The organism is Streptococcus infantis (assembly GCF_001579645.1).
Lineage (GTDB): Bacteria > Bacillota > Bacilli > Lactobacillales > Streptococcaceae > Streptococcus > Streptococcus infantis_E.
In genome coordinates this window covers 75,007-90,079 of the sequence record NZ_KQ970818.1, presented here as the reverse complement: position 1 = coordinate 90,079, position 15,073 = coordinate 75,007, and the positions used below count along the sequence as shown (strand labels likewise).

The 15,073-nt window shown below is 40.7% G+C and carries 17 protein-coding genes and 3 pseudogenes; 6 read left to right on the top strand and 14 right to left on the bottom strand.

The window, feature by feature from the left end; translation table 11 throughout:
• From SINDD18_RS00565 to nusB, 6 genes and pseudogenes are all read left to right on the top strand, one after another.
• Positions 1 to 370 (top strand): annotated as a pseudogene (locus SINDD18_RS00565) (Asp-tRNA(Asn)/Glu-tRNA(Gln) amidotransferase subunit GatB); the annotation flags it as partial.
• Between the two features lie 85 nt (positions 371 to 455).
• A complete protein-coding gene (locus SINDD18_RS00560) occupies positions 456 to 1,412 on the top strand; it encodes a zinc-ribbon domain-containing transport protein (RefSeq protein ID WP_061862715.1) in 957 nt (318 codons plus the stop codon).
• Positions 1,413 to 1,421: 9 nt separating this feature from the next.
• Entirely contained in the window at positions 1,422 to 2,549 is a 1,128-nt protein-coding gene (locus SINDD18_RS00555) for an SPFH domain-containing protein (RefSeq protein WP_061862714.1), read from the top strand.
• A gap of 80 nt (positions 2,550 to 2,629) precedes the next feature.
• The gene (gene efp / locus SINDD18_RS00550) at positions 2,630 to 3,190 is read left to right on the top strand and encodes an elongation factor P (RefSeq protein ID WP_000568646.1); all 561 of its coding nucleotides are present in this window, start codon (positions 2,630 to 2,632) and stop codon (positions 3,188 to 3,190) included.
• A gap of 28 nt (positions 3,191 to 3,218) precedes the next feature.
• Positions 3,219 to 3,608 (top strand): Asp23/Gls24 family envelope stress response protein, encoded by a 390-nt coding sequence (locus SINDD18_RS00545; RefSeq protein ID WP_049503061.1) that lies wholly within the window; start codon positions 3,219 to 3,221, stop codon positions 3,606 to 3,608.
• On the top strand, positions 3,601 to 4,023 hold the full coding sequence (nusB, locus tag SINDD18_RS00540) for a transcription antitermination factor NusB (protein WP_049503062.1): 423 nt from the start codon (positions 3,601 to 3,603) through the stop codon (positions 4,021 to 4,023). The genes SINDD18_RS00545 and nusB overlap by 8 nt, the downstream gene beginning before the upstream one ends.
• A 54-nt stretch (positions 4,024 to 4,077) precedes the next feature.
• On the opposite strand, the gene SINDD18_RS00535 is transcribed toward nusB, so the two are convergent.
• From SINDD18_RS00535 to SINDD18_RS11135, 14 genes and pseudogenes are all read right to left on the bottom strand, one after another.
• On the bottom strand, positions 4,078 to 4,803 hold the full coding sequence (locus SINDD18_RS00535; protein WP_061862713.1) for a CPBP family intramembrane glutamic endopeptidase: 726 nt from the start codon (positions 4,801 to 4,803) through the stop codon (positions 4,078 to 4,080).
• Between the two features lie 351 nt (positions 4,804 to 5,154).
• Positions 5,155 to 5,922: an acetyl-CoA carboxylase carboxyl transferase subunit alpha gene (locus tag SINDD18_RS00525; protein WP_061862712.1), complete on the bottom strand. Its 768-nt coding sequence runs from the start codon at positions 5,920 to 5,922 to the stop codon at positions 5,155 to 5,157.
• Positions 5,922 to 6,785 (bottom strand): acetyl-CoA carboxylase, carboxyltransferase subunit beta, encoded by an 864-nt coding sequence (gene accD, locus SINDD18_RS00520; RefSeq protein ID WP_061862711.1) that lies wholly within the window; start codon positions 6,783 to 6,785, stop codon positions 5,922 to 5,924. Before accD ends, SINDD18_RS00525 begins: the two co-directional genes overlap by 1 nt.
• 34 nt (positions 6,786 to 6,819) lie before the next feature.
• On the bottom strand, positions 6,820 to 8,187 hold the full coding sequence (gene accC, locus SINDD18_RS00515; RefSeq protein ID WP_061862710.1) for an acetyl-CoA carboxylase biotin carboxylase subunit: 1,368 nt from the start codon (positions 8,185 to 8,187) through the stop codon (positions 6,820 to 6,822).
• Positions 8,188 to 8,198: 11 nt separating this feature from the next.
• Positions 8,199 to 8,621, bottom strand: coding sequence for a 3-hydroxyacyl-ACP dehydratase FabZ (gene fabZ, locus SINDD18_RS00510; RefSeq protein WP_061862709.1), 423 nt, complete (start codon positions 8,619 to 8,621; stop codon positions 8,199 to 8,201).
• The gene (accB, locus tag SINDD18_RS00505) at positions 8,618 to 9,100 is read right to left on the bottom strand and encodes an acetyl-CoA carboxylase biotin carboxyl carrier protein (protein ID WP_061862708.1); all 483 of its coding nucleotides are present in this window, start codon (positions 9,098 to 9,100) and stop codon (positions 8,618 to 8,620) included. Before accB ends, fabZ begins: the two co-directional genes overlap by 4 nt.
• Positions 9,101 to 9,102: 2 nt before the next feature.
• Positions 9,103 to 10,338, bottom strand: coding sequence for a beta-ketoacyl-ACP synthase II (fabF, locus tag SINDD18_RS00500; protein WP_061862707.1), 1,236 nt, complete (start codon positions 10,336 to 10,338; stop codon positions 9,103 to 9,105).
• 22 nt (positions 10,339 to 10,360) lie between these two features.
• Complete coding sequence (gene fabG / locus SINDD18_RS00495) at positions 10,361 to 11,095, bottom strand: 3-oxoacyl-[acyl-carrier-protein] reductase (RefSeq protein WP_061862706.1); 735 nt, start codon at positions 11,093 to 11,095, stop codon at positions 10,361 to 10,363.
• Positions 11,096 to 11,127: 32 nt separating this feature from the next.
• Positions 11,128 to 12,048, bottom strand: a complete 921-nt coding sequence (gene fabD / locus SINDD18_RS00490; RefSeq protein ID WP_061862705.1) for an ACP S-malonyltransferase — start codon at positions 12,046 to 12,048, stop codon at positions 11,128 to 11,130.
• Positions 12,041 to 13,015 carry an enoyl-[acyl-carrier-protein] reductase FabK gene (gene fabK, locus SINDD18_RS00485; protein ID WP_045763680.1) on the bottom strand — a complete coding sequence of 325 codons (975 nt, stop codon included), beginning with the start codon at positions 13,013 to 13,015 and terminating at the stop codon, positions 12,041 to 12,043. Before fabK ends, fabD begins: the two co-directional genes overlap by 8 nt.
• Positions 13,016 to 13,131: 116 nt before the next feature.
• Positions 13,132 to 13,356 (bottom strand): acyl carrier protein, encoded by a 225-nt coding sequence (locus SINDD18_RS00480; protein ID WP_000257840.1) that lies wholly within the window; start codon positions 13,354 to 13,356, stop codon positions 13,132 to 13,134.
• A 56-nt stretch (positions 13,357 to 13,412) separates the two neighbouring features.
• A pseudogene (locus tag SINDD18_RS00475) lies at positions 13,413 to 14,386 on the bottom strand (beta-ketoacyl-ACP synthase III).
• Entirely contained in the window at positions 14,386 to 14,820 is a 435-nt protein-coding gene (gene fabT / locus SINDD18_RS00470; protein WP_000386343.1) for a fatty acid biosynthesis transcriptional regulator FabT, read from the bottom strand. Before fabT ends, SINDD18_RS00475 begins: the two are co-directional and overlap by 1 nt.
• Positions 14,821 to 14,911: 91 nt before the next feature.
• A pseudogene (locus SINDD18_RS11135) lies at positions 14,912 to 15,073 on the bottom strand (enoyl-CoA hydratase); the annotation flags it as partial.

Below are 15,073 nucleotides of genomic sequence, written 5' to 3'. Positions count from 1 at the left end.
GACACTGGAACAAATCGAATTGACGCCTGAAAACTTGGTTGAAATGATTGCTATCATCGAAGATGGTACGATTTCATCTAAGATTGCCAAGAAAGTCTTTGTTCACCTAGCTAAAAATGGTGGTGGAGCGCGTGAATACGTGGAAAAAGCAGGTATGGTTCAAATCTCAGATCCCGATGTCTTGATTCCAATCATCCACCAAGTCTTTGCCGATAACGAAGCCGCTGTTGCCGACTTCAAGTCAGGAAAACGTAACGCTGACAAGGCCTTCACAGGATTCCTCATGAAAGCGACCAAGGGTCAAGCCAACCCACAAGTAGCCCTTAAACTACTTGCCCAAGAATTGGCTAAGTTGAAAAACGATCAATAATCAATCTCAATATAACTGTCACAAGTTGATGAAATCAGTCATTGCTTGATGCCTTGCACTTTGTACTCACATAGTTAGGAGACATATGAAAAAGTTATATACTCTTCTCGCCACTTGTTTATTGTTGTTCTTCTTCACACCATTTAACTCAATTGATGCTGGCGTTGGCCATTCGCGAAGTGGTAGCTCTAGCCGAAGTAGTTCAAGAAGTAGCAGCCGCAGTAGCTCAAGTCGTAGCTCTTCTTATAGAAGTAGCAATCGCTCTGGAAGCAGCTCCTCTAGTTCAGGTGGCTCTTTAGGTACTGGTATGAACATGCTTATCATGTTTGGTGTCGGAGGATTCTTACTCTACATGTTCATCAAATATCTAAGCGACCAGAATTCATCTTCTGGCAAGTCTTACGGTAGTTCAACTGGATATAATCCACCTAGCCATCGCCGAGTTGAACACAACACACTAGCTGTTAGTCGTGTCAAATATGGTGATCCAAACTTTGATGCTGATGCCTTCGCTTCATGGGTTAAAGAAGTCTATATTCAGTTACAGGCAGCCTGGACTAAAAAGGATTGGAATTTGGTTCGTTCTCTCGAAAGTACTAGTCTCTATTCCCAACATAGTACTCAACTCGAAGATCATATTCGGGCAAAAACAACCAATGTTTTAGAAAAAGTCTATGTTGAAAATATCCGCATCAAAGATTTCTATGAAAATCCTGATGGTAACGATACCCTTGTTGTTATCTTGTCATCTACACTCAGAGACTATGTCATTGAAGACCAAAGTAAACGTGTCATCGAAGGTGATCCTCAAGAGGACTTGTTTACAGTCTATCAAATGAACTTCATCCGCAAACATGGTAGCCAAACCGAAAACACTGTTCAAGATGAAGCTGTTAGCGACCACTGTCCAAACTGTGGTGCACCATTGAAAATCTCAGCTATCAGTAAATGTGAATACTGCGGAGCTGAGCTCACACGTAGTCCAAATCAATGGGTACTTGATACCTACGATGTTGTGGATGAAGACGAACTTTATAATTAGGAGGAAATTATGGGATTTATTCGTGCCGCTCTATCTTCAGGGCTTAATAGTTTCAACGATAGCAAATTTAAAGAAGCTATCGTACTTCCAAACAACCTAACAGCCGATGCTTTGGCTATTAAAGGCCAACTTCTTTCAAAAGATCCAGATGGTAAATCTAGACAAAGCAATCAAAACACTGGACTACTAACAGATGGTAGCATTGTCATTGTGCCTCAAGGCTATGTCGCTATTCTAGTGAACAACGGTACCTTCCTTGGAGATGTCTTAGAAGCTGGTAGCCACGAATGGCGTTCAGGAGATAATGCCTGGCTCCTTGAAAAAGGTGGTATAAAGGGTACTTGGGAAAACTTCAAAAACCGCTTCTCTTTTGGTGGTCAAGTCATTACCCAACAAGAAATCATCTTTATTCGTATGCAACCCGTTGCCGGAAATAAATTCGGTACACAGAATGCTGTAGAATATTTCAGTGAACGTTATCAACAACTGCTCAACATCCGCTTCTACGGTTTGTTTGATATCAAAGTTGCTGATCCAGTCCTATTCTATGTTAGCTCCATCAGTCAACAAATTGAAGACCATAAAGCCTTTACATTACAAAATGTAGCTCAAGGAACACTCCGACAAAATATCGCACCAAAGATTGCCATTGCAATTGCTAAATTTACCAATGAAAACAAAGTAGATATCTATAGCCTTAATGCCAATCAAGATACTTTCAATGAGCTAGCTAAACAAGAAGTTAATAAGGTATGGGCTGGACTTTATGGGATTGAAACAACCAACATCCTGCTTGAAGATTTGAGCTATGATCAGGAAAGCTTAGATATTGTCCGTAAGCTTGATAGCGAGCTTGTCGCTATGAAGTACAATACGATTGAGATTGAAGAACGTCGAGCTCGTAATGAAGCTCTCATCGCTGCTGCTAACAATGAAGGCAATGGCAATGGTATGAACATGATTATGGGAATGAACCTAGGACAAACACTTGGTGGTCAACTCAACCAACAAGCCCAAACTCAAGCCCCTGTTCAAAATAACGGGCAAACTGCAAGCAAGAACTTTTACATCGAGGTAGACGGTAAGTATGTTCTCGTAACCAAAGATGAAGAAGGAAATATCGTACCAGTCAACTAATTCAAGCTCATCTGATATTTGAGAATTATTGCATTTTATGGTACAATAAAGAGTAAACTATTTATTAAAGAGGTAAAATCATGATTGAAGCAAGTAAACTAAAGGCTGGTATGACTTTTGAAACAGCTGAAGGAAAATTGATCCGTGTTTTGGAAGCTAGCCACCACAAACCAGGTAAAGGAAACACTATCATGCGTATGAAATTGCGTGATGTCCGCACTGGTTCAACTTTTGAAACAAGCTACCGCCCAGAAGAAAAATTTGAGCAAGCGATCATCGAAACAGTTCCAGCTCAATACTTGTACAAAATGGACGACACAGCTTACTTCATGAACACAGAAACTTACGACCAATACGAAATTCCTGTTGTGAATGTTGAAAATGAATTGCTTTACATCCTTGAAAACTCAGATGTAAAAATCCAATTCTACGGAACTGAAGTAATCGGTGTGACTGTACCAACTACTGTTGAATTGACAGTTGCTGAAACACAACCATCTATTAAAGGTGCTACTGTTACAGGTTCTGGTAAACCAGCAACAATGGAAACTGGTCTTGTTGTAAACGTTCCAGACTTCATCGAAGCAGGTCAAAAATTGATTATCAACACTGCAGAAGGAACTTACGTTTCTCGCGCCTAATCTCTAGAAACTAGAAAGAGGTCATTCTATGGGAATTGAAGAACAACTTGGCGAAATCGTCATCGCCCCACGTGTACTTGAAAAAATCATTGCTATTGCAACTGCGAAAGTTGAAGGAGTACACTCTTTTTCAAACAAATCAGTATCTGACACCCTTTCAAAACTTTCTCTTGGTCGTGGCGTATATCTAAAAGAAGCAAACGATGAGCTCACAGCTGATATCTACCTCTACCTAGAGTACGGTGTCAAAGTTCCTAAGGTTGCTATGGCTATCCAGAAAGCTGTTAAGGATGCTGTCCGTAACATGGCTGATGTTGAAATCTCTGCTGTCAACATTCACGTTGCAGGTATCGTTCCAGATAAAACACCAAAACCAGAATTGAAAGACTTATTCGACGAGGACTTCCTCAATGACTAGTCCATTATTAGAATCTAGACGTGAACTACGTAAGTGTGCCTTCCAAGCCTTGATGAGTCTTGAATTTGGTTCAGATCTAGAAACTGCTTGTCGCTTCGCCTACACACATGATCGCGAAGATACAGACGTACAACTTCCTAACTTCCTTGTAGAGCTCGTTTCTGGTGTCCAAGCTAAAAAGGATGATCTGGACAAACAAATTACTCAACATTTGAAAACCGGTTGGACCATCGATCGTCTGACTTTGGTAGAAAAGAATTTACTACGCCTAGGAGTTTTTGAAATCACTTCATTTGATACTCCTCAACTCGTAGCTGTTAACGAAGCTATTGAACTTGCTAAGAGCTTTTCAGATCAAAAGTCAGCCCGTTTCATCAATGGACTCCTTAGTCAATTTGTGACAGAAGAAGATTAAATAATATAGAAAAAGTGTTTGACAGTTATCAAACACTTTTTTCTTTGCCTTCCACTATCTAAAAAAGTGGTAATAGACATAATTATAAACAAATATCCAGATAGGTTTTGCATAAATGAGAAAGTTGAAAAAACTATGGCACAGGATTGTGATTTTTAGATTCTTTGTCCAACGGTAGACAAGGGCATAGAAGAGACCGCCTAAACTATAAATGATCAAACTGATAGGATCTCGGTGAGTTAGGATCAAATGACTAAGTCCAAAGATAAGAGCAGATAGGATAACATCCAGATAGTACTTGGACTGGGGGAAAAAGGTATTCATAAAGTACCCTCTATGAATCAGTTCCTCCAATATAGGTCCGACGACTACTGTTAAACTAAAACTGAGAACAGTTGATAGAAAAGTTGGTTGCCCATTGGAGTATAAAATCGAAAGAAGGTCTTGAAAGATATACTTGTTATCAATTAAGTGATGAAACTGTAATTGAAATTCATCCACCAATTGACGATCAAAATAAGTAGCCACTAGACCAACTACAAGGTAAAAGAATCTTGACTTCTTAGAACCCTTTTTTTCAAAAATATAGAGCATCTCTTTCTTTTTGAGCCAGTAGATAAATAATAGCAAAAGAGCTGTTACTTCAACTGTAGAAAAGATAGAATAGCCATCTATCCCCCATCCTAAAAACTTAGTTAGATGCATAATCCCTAACTCTGGTAGATAAACCGATAAAAATACCAGTAAGATGAAGACTCCCAAATGCCCTAGTTTTTTCATACTCACTCCTTTAATGTATCAAAAGCCAGCACCACAACTCATGATTTAGTAACTTTTTCGAATCTTTTGTTCCTCTATCCGCTAAAGACCAAGTCCAATTTCTTTCATCAAGCATCCAAATCATGCCACTACCTAAAACCTGATCTAAGTTTTCAGACCAAAGAACTATAAACGAATCAGTTCCTATCATGTCAAGTAGCTTCTTAAAATATATTTTCCTAGGTTTACACAGTATACATGATTTTTGACAATATTCGCAAGTATTTCCTAAACTGTCAATACTTAATCCTGAAATGTCTTTTTTTATAGAATCCAAAAAGCTAGAACCATTTCTTAGTTCTAGCTTTCTTTTTAATATTTTCTAAAGCGTTGATAACGCTCTTCCAAAAGTTTCTCCAATGGTAATTGTTTTAATTGTTCAATTTCTGTTTGAAGTTCATTTTTCACACGAGCTAGCAACTCTCTAGCAGAGAGCCCTCTCTCTGAAATAACCTTATCTACGACTTCCATCTCCAAAAGTTCATGTGAAGTGATTTTCATCAACTCAGCTGCTTCCATAGCACGACTGCCATCTTTCCATAGGATAGATGCAAAGCCCTCTGGACTGAGAACTGCATAGATTGAATTTTCCAACATCCAGACATGATCTGCTACCGCTAGAGCTAAAGCCCCTCCTGAACCACCTTCACCAATAATAATAGCGATAATCGGCACCTTAAGGTCGCTCATCTCCATGAGATTACGGGCAATGGCTTCTCCTTGACCACGTTCTTCTGCTCCGACACCTGGATAGGCACCAGCGGTATTGATAAAGGTTACAACTGGACGACCAAATTTTTCAGCTTGTTTCATCAAACGGAGAGCTTTTCGATAACCTTCCGGATGAGGTTGACCAAAGTTGCGGTTCAAATTATCTTGTAAGCTTTTACCTTTTTGGATTCCAACTACAGTTACCGCTTGTTCTCCCAACCATCCGATACCACCAATAATAGCACCATCATCTCTGAAAGAGCGATCACCATGTAGTTCTACAAAGTCATCAAATATTCCTGTTGCAAAGTCCAAGGCAGTTAAGCGGGTTTGTTCACGTGCTTCTCTGACGATTTTTGCAATATTCATCAACAATCCCCCTTATGTAACCTTACTAATCGAGCAATCATTTCTGGCAATTCTCTTCGTTTAACAATCGCGTCCACAAATCCATGTTCTAACAAAAACTCTGCCTTCTGGAAATCCTCTGGCAAATCTTCCCTTACGGTATTTTCAATAACACGACGTCCAGCAAATCCTACTAAACTTTGAGGCTCTGCCAAGATGATATCCCCTTCCATAGCAAAGGAAGCTGTTACACCCCCAGTTGTTGGATCCGTAAGGATAGTCAGATAAAAGAGACCTGCATTGGAATGACGTTTAACTGCAGCAGAAATCTTAGCCATCTGCATCAAACTCATGATTCCTTCTTGCATACGTGCTCCACCAGATGCTGTAAACAATACAACTGGTAATTTTTCAGCTGTTGCGTATTCAAACAATCTTGTGATTTTTTCACCAACAACTGTCCCCATCGATGCCATGATAAAGTTAGAATCCATGATACCAAGGGCAACTTTTTCGCCCTTAATCAAAGCAGTTCCTGTGACAACAGCCTCATCAAGACCAGTTTTTTCACGCATAGAGGCTAATTTCTTTTGATAACCTGGAAATTTCAACGGATCCTGCGTTTCAATTCCAGTAAACATCTCTAAGAAGCTTCCCATATCGATGGTTAAAGCTAGACGCTCTTGAGCTGAAATACGGAAGGTATAGCCACAGTGAGGACAAATACGGTCACTCCCTAAATCTTTCTGGTAAATAGTGTGTTTACAACCCGGACATTTTGAGAAGAGTTCATCTGGAACCTCCGGTTTAGCTTGGGGCTTTTCTCTAAGTGAACGATTGGGATTAATTCGTATATATTTATCTTTTTTACTAAATAGAGCCATACATCCCCCTTTTCAGTCTCATACTCTTTTTATATTATTCTTTTTCTTGATAGTGTGGTAAGAAAGTTTCCATCAAGAAGGAAGTATCGTAGTCCCCTGCTATCACGCGACGATCTGAAATCAAATCGAGTTGGAAATCAGCATTGGTGACAACCCCTTCAATTTCGAGTTCATAAAGAGCTCGTTGCATTTTCATGAGAGCATCAAAACGATTTTCGCCATGAACAATAATTTTAGCAATCATACTATCATAGTATGGCGGAATGGTATAGCCTGGATAAACTGCAGAGTCAACACGCAAGCCAACACCACCGCTTGGTAGATAAAGATTAGTAATCTTACCTGGGCTCGGTGCAAAATTAAAGGCTGGGTTTTCTGCGTTGATACGGCACTCAATAGCATGTCCTTTTAGAACAATGTCTTCTTGTTTCAGAGTCAAAGGTTGACCTGCCGCAATACGGATTTGTTCCTTGACAATATCCACACCTGAAACAAATTCGGTTACCGGATGTTCCACTTGGACACGCGTATTCATTTCCATAAAGTAGAATTTGCCACTTGCTTCATCTAGTAGGAATTCAATGGTACCAGCATTTTCGTAGCCTACAGACTCCGCTGCACGAACTGCCGCTGCACCAATTTCATTACGAAGGGTTTTTCCAATAGCAATCGAAGGACTTTCTTCTAAAACCTTTTGGTTATTCCGTTGCAGCGAACAGTCACGTTCACCAAGGTGAATAACATGTCCCATTTGGTCGGCAAGAATCTGTACTTCAATATGGCGAGCAGGATAGATCACACGCTCGAGGTACATAGCCCCATTTCCAAAGTTTGCTTTGGCTTCACTAGAGGCTGTTTCAAAGGCTGATACAAGATCTTCTGCCTTTTCAACCTTACGAATTCCTTTACCACCACCTCCAGCTGAAGCTTTCAGCATAACTGGATAACCAATTTTTTCGGCAATAGCCAGAGCCTCTTCTGCAGTATGGACTTCTCCATCTGATCCTGGAATGACAGGCACATTAGCCTTAATCATTTGAGCACGGGCGTTAATTTTATCTCCCATGACATCCATGACACGAGCTGATGGCCCGATAAATTTGATACCGACTTCTTCACACATGGTGGCAAATTTGGAATTTTCACTTAAAAAACCAAATCCAGGGTGAATGGCTTCAGCTTCAGTCAAGACCGCAGCTGAAAGGATAGCATTGATGTTCAGATAAGATTCTGTAGCCTTTCCAGGGCCGATACAGATAGCCTCATCAGCCAAAAGCGTATGGAGAGCTTCCTTGTCAGCAGTTGAATAAACAGCAACTGTGGCAATTCCTAATTCTCGTGCCGCACGAATAATACGAACAGCAATTTCACCACGATTGGCAATTAAAATCTTACGAAACATGGAAAACCTCCCTAGTTTCCAATAGCAAAGGTCAGAGTCCCGCTTGCTGCAAGCTTACCATCTACTTCTGCCTTCGCTTCTACTACGGCGATTGTGCCACGACGTTTGACGAATGTAGCGGTCATGACTAATTGATCACCAGGTACAACTTGCTTCTTAAATTTGACTTTGTCCATACCAGCATAGAAGACAAGCCTCCCTTTGTTTTCAGGTTTTGATAATTCCAAAACACCTGCTGTTTGTGCCAAAGCTTCCATAATGAGGACTCCTGGCATAACTGGGTATTGAGGAAAATGACCGTTGAAGAAAGGTTCGTTAATCGTTACATTTTTAATAGCAACGATTGTATCTTCGCTGACTTCCAAAACACGATCCACTAAGATCATAGGATAGCGGTGAGGCAAAGCTTCTTTAATTCCTTGAATATCAATCATTTGATACGTACCAAGCCTTTCCCAAACTCAACCATTTCTTCATTTTCAACAAGAATTTCTGTTACGACACCGTCTTTAGGTGCTGGAATTTCGTTCATAACCTTCATAGCTTCAATGATGACCAAGGTTTGGCCTTTTTTAACAGTATCACCGACTGAAACAAAATTAGGTTTGTCTGGTCCCGCAGCCAAGTAAGCAACTCCGACAAGTGGGCTCTCTACTAGATCTCCTTCAGCTACAGATTCAGTAGCGCTTGTTTCTGAAACTACTTCTACAGCTGGTGTTGAAGTTAGAGCTTGAGGTGCTACTGTAGGTGCAGGTGCTGAAACAACTGGTTGAGGTGCTGGACTTGTTTCTGCAACAAGTTTTGCTTCATTCTTGCTGAAGAGTAACTCATCCGTTCCATTTTTATAAGAAAATTCTCTCAAGCTTGACTGGTCAAATTGTGCCATCAAGTCTTTGATTTCATTTAAATTCATCTTTACTTATTCTCCCAACGTTTGAAAGCAAGAACTGCATTATGCCCACCAAATCCAAAAGTATTTGAGATAGCATAAGGAATTTCACGTTCCAAGCCTTGTCCATAAATAACATTTGCTTCAATGTAGTCTGATAATTCTGTTGTTCCAGCTGTCATTGGAACATAGTTGTTACGGATGGCTTCAATTGTTGCAATTGCTTCAACTGCACCAGCTGCACCGAGCAAGTGTCCTGTAAATGACTTAGTTGAAGATACAGGTACTTCCTTACCAAGAACAGCTACAATCGCTCCACTTTCTCCCTTTTCATTAGCAGGAGTTGAGGTACCATGAGCATTGACATAGGCTACTTGGTCTGGTGTAATCTCAGCTTCGTCCAAGGCAAGTTTGATAGCTTTAATAGCCCCTTGACCTTCTGGATGTGGTGAAGTCATGTGGTAAGCATCACAAGTGTTACCGTAACCAACAACTTCAGCTAAGATAGTTGCACCACGTTTTTCAGCATGCTCTAAACTTTCAAGTACCAACATACCTGATCCTTCACCCATGACAAATCCATTACGATCCTTATCAAATGGAATAGAAGCACGAGTTGGGTCCTCTGTTGTTGAAAGAGCTGTTAAGGCTTGGAAACCAGCAATCGCAAATGGAGTAATAGATGATTCTGAACCACCAACCAACATGATATCTTGGAAACCAAACTTGATAGAACGGAAGGCATCTCCGATAGCATCATTTGATGAGGCACAAGCTGTATTGATAGATTTACAAATCCCATTTGCCCCAAAGCGCATAGCAACATTTCCTGCAGCCATGTTTGGCAAAGCTTTTGGAAGTGTCAATGGTTTTACACGTTTTGGTCCCTTATCATGAAGTCGAAGCACTTGGTCTTCGATTTCTTTAATCCCACCGATACCTGATGCAACGATGACACCAAAGCGGTCTCTATCAAGAGTCTCTACATCAAGATTAGCATTGTTCACTGCTTCTTGAGCTGCATACAAGGCATACAAAGAATAGTCATCAAAACGATTGGTATCTTTTTTTACAAAGTATTTATCAAACGGAAAATCCTGGATCTCTGCCGCATTATGAACGTCAAAAGCACTGTGATCAAATTTGGTGATTTCACCAATTCCAATCTTTCCATTTTTAAGACTGTTCCAAAATTCTTCTGGTGTGTTCCCAATTGGAGATGTCAATCCATAACCTGTTACTACTACACGATTTAGTTTCATTTTCATACCTCTATTTTAACTCTTATTGCATGGTTAGTCCACCATCAATTGCAATGACCTGTCCCGTTAGATAATCTTGACTTGCAAGAAAGGCTGTGACCTCTGCGACTTGCTCAGCTTGGCCAAATTGTTTCATCGGAATTTGTGCTAACATAGCATCTTTGACCTTATCAGATAGAACAGCAGTCATGTCTGATTCGATCATTCCTGGAGCAATGGCATTGACACGCACATTACGATTAGCAACCTCACGTGCTACCGATTTGGTAAATCCAATCAAACCAGCCTTAGATGCAGCGTAGTTTGCTTGACCGATGTTTCCCATCAGACCAACGACACTCGACATGTTGATAATAGCACCTTCGCGTGCTTTTATCATCGGTTTTAAGACTGTTTGTGTCATATTGAAAGCCCCTGTCAAATTGACTTTCAAGACCTTCTCAAAATCTTCTTCTGTCATCTTGAGCATGAGAGTATCTTGAGTAATCCCAGCATTATTAACGAGGACATCAACTGAACCCAGCTCTTCAATGGCTTGGTCTATCATACGTTTTGCGTCCGCAAAATCAGAAACGTCACCAGAAATAGCAAGAACCTTCACCCCGTATGGTTTAAATTCGGCTAGAAGCTCCTCGGAGATTTCACCACGACTATTCAAGACAACGTTGGCTCCCAAGCTGGCAAATTTATGAGCAATGGCGAGACCAATTCCTCGACTTGAGCCTGTAATAAAGACATTTTTCTGTTCTAGTTTCATTTTTCTCCTTTCAGAACTTCTACCATTTTGGTCTAATTTTCTAAGAGTGCTAGTAAACTTGCTTGATCTTCCACATTAGCAAGTTGAGCTGTTTTATCAATCTTTTTGACAAATCCTGACAAAACTTTACCAGGTCCAATCTCGATAAAACGAGTGACACCCGCTTCTTGCATGACTGCAATACTTTCATAAAAACGGACAGGTTCCTTAACTTGACGAGTCAAGAGTTCTGCTATACGTTCTTTTTCCATGACCTTTGCTTCTGTATTGCCAACAAGTGGACAAGCAAAGTCAGAAAACTCAACATCTTCTATGGCTTGAGCTAGTTTTTGACTTGCAGATTCCAATAAGGCTGTATGGAAAGGTCCAGAAACATTGAGCGGAATCAAACGTTTTGCTCCCGCTTCTTGCAAAAGTTCAACTGCACGATCTACTGCAGCTACCTCCCCACCAATAACAATTTGACTCGGCGTATTGTAGTTGGCTGGAGTTACAACACCAAGTTGAGAAGCTTCTTGACAAGCTTTTTCGATCACTTCAACCGGTGTATTGAGGACAGCCACCATTTTTCCTGATCCTGCTGGTGCTGCTTCTTCCATATAAGACCCACGTTTAGCAACTAGAGCCACTGCATCTTCAAAATCCAAGGCACCACTAGCTACCAGGGCAGAATATTCACCAAGAGACAGACCTGCCACCATATCTGGTTGGTAACCTTTCTCCTTTAATAGTCTGTAAATAGCAACTGATGTAGCTAAAATAGCTGGCTGCGTGTAACGAGTCTGATGTAGCTTTGTTCCATCATTATCAATCAAGTCACGGAGGTCATAGCCTAATACTTGGCTAGCTTGGTCAATTGTTTCCTTGACGATAGCATATTGGTCATAGAGCTCGCGACCCATTCCTAGGTATTGAGCTCCTTGACCTGCAAATAGAAAGGCTGTTTTAGTCATTTCTTGTAACTCCTGCCCAACGAGCAGCTTCTGCTTGAATCTTTTCAGCTGCACCATAATAAATATCTTTTAAGATTTCTTCAACAGTTTCTTCTTTAGATACCAAACCTGCAATCTGGCCGGCCATCACTGAACCACCATCCACATCCCCATGGACAACTGCTTTAGCTAAGGCTCCTGCGCCCATCTGCTCAAAAATTTCTAAATCTGGATTTTCTTGTTTAAAGGCATCTTTTTCAGCTTGCTCGAAATCACGAGTCAATTTGTTTTTAATGGCACGAACTGCGTGTCCAAAATGTTGTGCCGAAATCGTTGTATCAATATCACGAGCTTTTAAAATTTTAGCTTTATAGTTTGGATGGGCATTTGATTCTTTAGCAACTACAAAACGAGTTCCTACTTGAACAGCTTCTGCACCAAGCATAAATCCAGCTGCAGCTCCCTCACCATCAGCAATACCACCAGCAGCAATTACAGGAATTGAGACTGCCGCTGCAACTTGACGCACCAAGGTCATAGTTGTTAATTTACCAATGTGTCCACCTGCTTCCATACCTTCTGCAATAACAGCGTCTGCACCGATTTTTTCCATGCGTTTAGCCAAAGCAACACTAGGAACTACTGGAATAACGGTGATTCCCGCTTCATGGAATCGCTCCATGTATTTACTTGGGTTTCCTGCGCCAGTTGTGACTACCTTAACCCCTTCTTCAATGACGAGGTCAACAATATCATCAACAAATGGAGACAGAAGCATAATGTTGACACCAAAAGGCTTGTCTGTTAAAGATTTAATCTTATCGATATTGGCCTTAACCACTTCTTTAGGAGCATTTCCTCCACCGATGATACCTAGACCACCTGCTTTTGAAACAGCTCCAGCAAGGTCACCATCTGCAACCCAGGCCATTCCACCTTGGAAGATAGGATATTTAATATTCAATAATTCTGTAATACGTGTTTTCATAGTGCCTCCATATGTCTTGCTTACGTAATAGTTCGACTACATTATAATTTGACAGTCAAACTATTACCTAAACAAGAGGGAGCGGGTCCCCCCTACTCCTTCTTCATTTATTTTAATTATTTTGTTTGCTCTTCAACGTAAGCAACCAAGTCACCAACTGTTTTCAAGTTGTCTTCAGCTTCGATTTGGATATCAAAAGCATCTTCAATTTCTGAGATCACTTGGAACAAGTCCAATGAATCTGCATCCAAATCATCAAAAGTAGATTCAAGTGTTACTTCTGATGCATCTTTTCCAAGTTCTTCAACGATAATTTCTTGTACTTTTTCAAATACTGCCATGATAGACTCCTTTAAAATTAATAGTTTTTATAACAATGTGTTCACCACATGATTACCTAAATTGTAACAATAAGCGTGCCCCATGTCAAACCTCCACCGAAGCCTGACAAGAGAATATTTTGGCTACCATCTAAACGAATGAGCCCTTCCTCTACACACTCTGAAAGTAGGATCGGAATACTTGCCGCACTGGTATTTCCATACTTGGTCATATTGGCAGGAAGCTTGTCTCGATCTACACCGATCTTTCTAGCCATCTTATCTAGAATGCGGATATTAGCTTGATGAAGCAAGAGATAGTCTAGTTCTTCTGCCGACAGAGGACTCTCTTCTATGGTGTTTTTATAGACTTAGCAACATCTCGAATCGCAAAATCAAAAACTGCTCGGCCATCCATTCTCAAGAAAGCATCGGGCTTTTCTTGATTTGAAAATGGTGAAGTTAAACCAGTCTGTCCAAAGGTCAAACACTCACTACGCGAACCATCGCTATTGAGACTCTCCGCTAGGAAATGTGGCTCTTCGCTTGCTTCTAACAAGATGCCCCCAGCACCGTCTCCAAATAGGACAGCTGTTGAGCGATCCGACCAGTCTAAAGCTTTTGACATGGTTTCACTTCCGATAACTAGACCCTTACGATAAACTCCTGAAGAGATAAGCTTCTCTGCAGTTGATAGGGCAAAGATAAAGCCACTACAGGCAGCCGTTAAGTCATAGGCAAAAGCCTTGTGAGCGCCGATTTTAGCCTGAACACGAGCGGCTGTTGAAGGCATCATCGAGTCAGGTGTCATCGTAGCTAGAATGATAAAATCCAACTCTTCAGCAGAAATCCCTGACTTCTCTAGGAGTTGTTTTGCAACTGCCGTTGCCAAATCTCCAGTTGATTCTGTCTTAGATATGCGACGTTCCTTAATCCCAGTTCGACTTGAAATCCATTCATCACTCGTATCCATAACCTGAGCTAAATCCTCATTTGTGATAATCTGCTCTGGTACATAATGAGCAACCTGGCTTATTTTTGCAAAAGCCATTATTTCAAATCCTCCAAAAATTGATAAAGATTGGTCAAACCTTTACTCATGACATCCATTTCCTCTGGGCTCATGCCTTCGATAATTCTCTCGACCATGGCCTTGTGGAAACGTTTATGGAGACGATGTACGAGTCGACCTTTCTTGGTCAAATGCAGATGTACTACACGACGATCCTGATCTGAACGTAAGCGTTCGATGTAACCTTTTCGTTCCAAGTTGTTCAAGCTAGTTGTCACTGTTCCTAGAGTTACCATCAACTCTTTGGACACTTGACTTGGTGTCACATCTGGAAACTTACCAATCACATCAATCGTGTGCATTTCCTTGATAGAGATGTCCTTGAAACGACTACCTCGCAAACTTACTTCCTCAATCACCAGGACGTTATTAAAAATAGATGTTAAATAGTCATTGATCCGTTGGTAGTCCAATTCTCTTCCCTCCCTTATCAAAAAAGTTTAACTATCAAAACATTTGACAAAAAAAGTATATCAAACTTCAAAGAATTGTGCAAGTATTTTTTTATTTTCCGATAAATTTTGGACGTCGTCTTTCAGAATGTGCACGAACACCTTCTTTAAAATCTTCCGTATAAGATAGAGATTTTTGCAATTCCAGTTCTAGCTGTGCGTACTCGTGCCACTGCTTAAATTCGCTCTCCCAGACTAACTTCTTAACAGCAGC

Bases quoted from the DNA above. Each gene is read 5' to 3' on its own strand.
- SINDD18_RS00560 (WP_061862715.1), top strand. From the start codon at position 456: ATGAAAAAGTTATATACTCTTCTCGCCACTTGTTTATTGTTGTTCTTC.
- SINDD18_RS00555 (WP_061862714.1), top strand. From the start codon at position 1,422: ATGGGATTTATTCGTGCCGCTCTATCTTCAGGGCTTAATAGTTTCAAC.
- efp (WP_000568646.1), top strand. From the start codon at position 2,630: ATGATTGAAGCAAGTAAACTAAAGGCTGGTATGACTTTTGAAACAGCT.
- SINDD18_RS00545 (WP_049503061.1), top strand. From the start codon at position 3,219: ATGGGAATTGAAGAACAACTTGGCGAAATCGTCATCGCCCCACGTGTA.
- nusB (WP_049503062.1), top strand. From the start codon at position 3,601: ATGACTAGTCCATTATTAGAATCTAGACGTGAACTACGTAAGTGTGCC.
- SINDD18_RS00535 (WP_061862713.1), bottom strand. From the start codon at position 4,803: ATGAAAAAACTAGGGCATTTGGGAGTCTTCATCTTACTGGTATTTTTA.
- SINDD18_RS00525 (WP_061862712.1), bottom strand. From the start codon at position 5,922: ATGAATATTGCAAAAATCGTCAGAGAAGCACGTGAACAAACCCGCTTA.
- accD (WP_061862711.1), bottom strand. From the start codon at position 6,785: ATGGCTCTATTTAGTAAAAAAGATAAATATATACGAATTAATCCCAAT.
- accC (WP_061862710.1), bottom strand. From the start codon at position 8,187: ATGTTTCGTAAGATTTTAATTGCCAATCGTGGTGAAATTGCTGTTCGT.
- fabZ (WP_061862709.1), bottom strand. From the start codon at position 8,621: ATGATTGATATTCAAGGAATTAAAGAAGCTTTGCCTCACCGCTATCCT.
- accB (WP_061862708.1), bottom strand. From the start codon at position 9,100: ATGAATTTAAATGAAATCAAAGACTTGATGGCACAATTTGACCAGTCA.
- fabF (WP_061862707.1), bottom strand. From the start codon at position 10,338: ATGAAACTAAATCGTGTAGTAGTAACAGGTTATGGATTGACATCTCCA.
- fabG (WP_061862706.1), bottom strand. From the start codon at position 11,095: ATGAAACTAGAACAGAAAAATGTCTTTATTACAGGCTCAAGTCGAGGA.
- fabD (WP_061862705.1), bottom strand. From the start codon at position 12,048: ATGACTAAAACAGCCTTTCTATTTGCAGGTCAAGGAGCTCAATACCTA.
- fabK (WP_045763680.1), bottom strand. From the start codon at position 13,015: ATGAAAACACGTATTACAGAATTATTGAATATTAAATATCCTATCTTC.
- SINDD18_RS00480 (WP_000257840.1), bottom strand. From the start codon at position 13,356: ATGGCAGTATTTGAAAAAGTACAAGAAATTATCGTTGAAGAACTTGGA.